This window comes from Phenylobacterium sp. (genome assembly GCF_031412415.1).
GTDB lineage: Bacteria > Pseudomonadota > Alphaproteobacteria > Caulobacterales > Caulobacteraceae > Phenylobacterium.
The window spans coordinates 1-3,830 of sequence record NZ_JANOCX010000425.1; the positions used below are offsets into that span (position 1 = coordinate 1).

At 65.8% G+C, this 3,830-nt stretch carries 5 protein-coding genes; 3 read left to right on the forward strand and 2 right to left on the reverse strand.

What is annotated here, in order from left to right; genetic code table 11:
• Nucleotides 1-814: alpha/beta hydrolase (locus RMO04_RS19725; RefSeq protein WP_309646476.1), on the forward strand; the 814-nt coding region annotated here is incomplete at its 5' end.
• On the opposite strand, the gene RMO04_RS19730 is transcribed toward RMO04_RS19725, so the two are convergent.
• Both RMO04_RS19730 and lipA read right to left on the reverse strand, forming a co-directional pair.
• Nucleotides 805-1,248, reverse strand: a complete 444-nt coding sequence (locus RMO04_RS19730; RefSeq protein ID WP_309646477.1) for an SRPBCC family protein — start codon at nucleotides 1,246-1,248, stop codon at nucleotides 805-807. The genes RMO04_RS19725 and RMO04_RS19730 overlap by 10 nt on opposite strands.
• A 5-nt stretch (nucleotides 1,249-1,253) precedes the next feature.
• Nucleotides 1,254-2,216, reverse strand: a complete 963-nt coding sequence (gene lipA, locus RMO04_RS19735; protein WP_309646478.1) for a lipoyl synthase — start codon at nucleotides 2,214-2,216, stop codon at nucleotides 1,254-1,256.
• A gap of 77 nt (nucleotides 2,217-2,293) precedes the next feature.
• On the opposite strand from lipA, the gene RMO04_RS19740 reads away from it, so the two are divergent.
• Together RMO04_RS19740 and RMO04_RS19745 are read left to right on the forward strand one after the other, a co-directional pair.
• The gene (locus RMO04_RS19740) at nucleotides 2,294-3,283 is read left to right on the forward strand and encodes an alpha/beta hydrolase (RefSeq protein ID WP_309646479.1); all 990 of its coding nucleotides are present in this window, start codon (nucleotides 2,294-2,296) and stop codon (nucleotides 3,281-3,283) included.
• A 136-nt stretch (nucleotides 3,284-3,419) separates the two neighbouring features.
• Nucleotides 3,420-3,830, forward strand: a 411-nt coding sequence (locus RMO04_RS19745) for an AMP-binding protein (protein ID WP_405041521.1), incomplete at its 3' end; no start/stop codon positions are given.

A 3,830-nucleotide genomic window follows, 5' to 3' on the forward strand; every position in this document is an offset into this window, starting at 1 on the left:
CGCTGCGCGACCGGATGAGCTAGCCGTGCCAGACGATCCAAAGACCTCGCTGTTCGGCTGCCAGACCTCGGATGGCGAGCTACGCTTCCGCCGCTCGCCCGACACGGGGACATCGGGACAAGATCTCTTGCTCGTCATCCCTGGCGCATTCCGAAACGCGGAGAGCATCGCGCCTTTCGCCGACTCGATCGCCAGCTACGCGGGGACAGTCAGTACGAGCCTGCCGGGCTTCGGAGGGTCATCGCCCCTCACCCGCAACAATGTCGCGTCTTTCGCCGAGAACTACCTTGAGGCGCTCATCCGCCTCTATCGCGACCGCCGCATCACTATTGTCGGAGAGTCGCTGGGAGGGCTGGTCGCGTTCAACCTGGCTCAGATCGCCCCGGCAGGATTGAAAGCGAGGGTCATCGCTCTTGATCCGCCGCTGAGCACTGGCAAGCTATGGCCGGTTCAGCAGGTCTTGGCGCAGACGTTCGCCCGTCAACCGAGCTACAAGCCGCTCGACGAGTTCGCTCGCGACATTTTCGGCCTGTCGCGGGATGGCGCGATCGCTGACCTGACCTACTTCCACCTGCTGGAGGATGTCGGCGTGCCCGTAGAGGTCGCCACCGGCACCGTCCCGCTGTTCCCAGTCCGCGACCCGAACATCAGGCCTTGCCTGATCGACCAAACCGACGTGCACATCCTGTCCGCGCTCAAGCATGTCCGGGTTCACAGCATCGCAGGCGCGGACCATGTGCTGGTGGAGAGCGCGCCCGGCGAGTGCGAAGCCTTGGTCAGAGACGCCATCCTTTCCGAACAGCGCTATCCATAGAGCGCCTTCGCCCGGTCCTCGAAACAGACCATCAGCTTGTCGACAGCTGTATGGAAGTTGGACGAGAGTAGGCCTGCGAGCAGCCGTGACTTGAACTCGAAGTCGATATCGAACTCGATCCGGGTTCCACCTGGGACCTCGACGAAGCGCCACTGATTGGTCAGCTTGCGAAACGGGCCTGATATAAGCGCGACATCGATCTGGCGTGCGGCGGCGTCGCGCCGGACCCTGGTGGAGAAGGTCTCCTTCAAGAAGGCGAAACCAACGCCGGCCTGAGCATCAGTTAGGCTCACGCCCTGCCCCTCCGATCGTGCGTTCCAGGTCCTCATGGAGGATATCCAGGGTACGAACTGCGGATAGGACTCGACATCGCCGACCAGGGCGAAGAGCTGGTCGGGGGTGTAGGGCAGCGTCTTTTCGACGTGGTGCTGCAAGGCCCCTAAGCCGCCGCGTCCTTGGCCAACCGGGCAGCCTTCAGCCGGGCGAAGTCCTCGCCGGCATGGTGCGACGAGCGCGTGAGCGGGCTGGCCGACACCATCAGAAAGCCCTTGGCGCGAGCGATCTCCTCATAGGCGCGGAACTCGTCGGGGTGGACGAAGCGGTCGACGGCGGCGTGCTTGCGGCTGGGCTGCAGGTACTGGCCGATGGTCAGGAAGTCGACGCCGGCCGAACGCATGTCGTCCATGACCTGCATGACTTCTTCCTTGGCCTCGCCCAATCCGACCATCAGGCCCGACTTGGTGAACTGGTTGGGATCGCGCTCCTTCACGCGCTCCAGCAGACGCAGGGAATGGTAGTAGCGCGCGCCCGGGCGGATGGAGAGATAGAGCCGGGGCACGGTCTCCAGGTTGTGGTTGAAGACGTCCGGCTGGGCGTCGATCACGACCTCGGCGGCGGCGGTGGGCTTCCTCAGGAAATCGGGGGTCAGGATCTCGATGGTCGTGCCGGGCGCGGCGGCGCGGATGGCTCGCACCACGGCGGCGAAGTGCGCGGCGCCGCCGTCGGATAGGTCGTCGCGGTCCACCGATGTGATCACAACGTGCTTCAGGCCCATCTTGGCCACGGCGTCGCCGACCCGCGCGGGCTCGGTGGGGTCAAGGGCGTTGGGCTTGCCGGTGGCGACGTTGCAAAAGGCGCAGGCTCGCGTGCAGATCTCGCCCATGATCATCATGGTGGCGTGGCTCTGGGTCCAGCATTCGCCGATGTTCGGGCAGGCGGCCTCCTCGCACACCGTGGTCAGGCCGTGCGTCTTCACGATTTCGCGGGTGGCGTTGTAGCCTGCCGAGCCCGGCGCGCGGACGCGCAGCCAGTCTGGTTTGCGCAGCATCGGGGTGTCCGGCCGGGCCTGCTTCTCGGGGTGGCGCGGACGCGCGCCGCTGAGCGTATCGATGACGGTCGCCATGACCCCTAGATCGGCTTTCGAAGCCCCAGGATCAAGCCGTGATTGAGCGGCCCTGCGCCGCATGCTCAAACACGGCCATGGTCCGCGCGTCCGTGATCGCCGCCTTACTCCTCGGTCTCGCGGCGTGCGGACGCGACGAAGCGCGCGCGCCATTCGCCGAAAGCCGTGTTCCCCCGTCCCTCTCCGCCCGGTTCCAGCCGCCCGAGGGCTGGGCCTGGGGCTTTATCCGCGCCGGCCTCAATCCTATTCAGCGCTACGGCGTGGCCAGCACCTCGCGGGCGCCCCGCGCGATCGTCGTCATCCTGCCCGGCTACGGCGAGAGCGCGGAGGTCTGGTTCGAGACGGTCCGCGACCTCATCGGCGAGGGCTACATCGTCTGGGTTCTGGACCGTGCCGGTCAGGGCGGGTCGGAGCGGTTCGTCGCACCGCGCGATCTGGGTCATCTCCCAAGCTTCGACACCGATGTCGCGGGGCTGACGCATCTGCTCCGTGTGGTCGTGCGAGCGCCTGATGACATGCCAGTTCTTGTAATGGGTCACGCCGACGGCGCGGTCGTGGCGCTGGCGGCCGTGGAGTCCGGGGTAAAGGTCGATGGGCTGATCCTGACGTCGCCTTGGCTGGCGCTCGGCGACGCCGCGCCGCCCCTGCCCGGGCTCGATCGCGCCGCTGGGCCAGATTGGAAACCGTGGAGCCGTGAAGGACGGGACGATCTCGCCAAGGGCCACACCCACGATGCATGGCGGGGTAAGGTCGGGCATGCTTGGCAGACCGCCAACCCGGACCTGCGGATGTCCGGTTCCAGTCGCGGCTGGCAGGCGGCTCATCGCGCCGCAAGCCGTGACGCGCACGACCGAGCCGCCGCCGCTCGAGCTCCGATACTGATGTTGAATGCCGACAACGACGCCCAATCCCTGTGCCAAAGGGCGTCGGACTGTCGACAAATCGCCCTCCCGGGAGCCCGGCGCGCCGTTCACCTCGAGGCCGATCGCTGGCGGGCGCCATGGCGCGCCAGCGTGATTGACTTCGTTGAGCAGGTCACCGAGGCAAAGCGTAAAACGCTGCAATAACAGATGGTTGAAGGGCGCTTCTAAACGAACCAGCCGCTTCGTCGCTCACGGTCTGTAACAAATCTTTGCAATGGCGGGTGCGGGCGATAGGCTCTCCATAATGAATATGGCGGGACGATCGGGGAGGTTGTCGCCTTTGTCGCGTAACTATCAAGCTGCTGAGCTGTCGCTGTTCGACGCCCTTATCGAGGCGCGAACCACGTACGGCGCGAAGAAGCCCATCCTGGAAGACCAGGAGCGCAATCCGCTCACCTATACAGATTTGCTGCGCGGCGCCTTCGCGCTGGGCCGCAAGATCGCGGGCATGACGAGCCCTGGCGAACATGTCGGCATCATGCTTCCGGCCAGTTCGGCGGTGGTGGTGACCTTCTTCGGCCTGCACGCCTTCGGCCGCACCCCCACCATGCTCAACTTCACCGCCGGCATCCGCAACCTGAAGGCCGCCTGCGAGTTGGCCGGCGTGAAACGCGTGCTGACCTCCCACCGCTTCATCGAGCAGGGCAAGCTGCACGACCTGGTCGATGCGCTGGAGACGGTGGCGCAGGTG

Coding starts and splice junctions, on each gene's coding strand:
- lipA (WP_309646478.1), bottom strand. CDS start 2,216: ATGGCGACCGTCATCGATACGCTCAGCGGCGCGCGTCCGCGCCACCCC.
- RMO04_RS19740 (WP_309646479.1), top strand. CDS start 2,294: ATGGTCCGCGCGTCCGTGATCGCCGCCTTACTCCTCGGTCTCGCGGCG.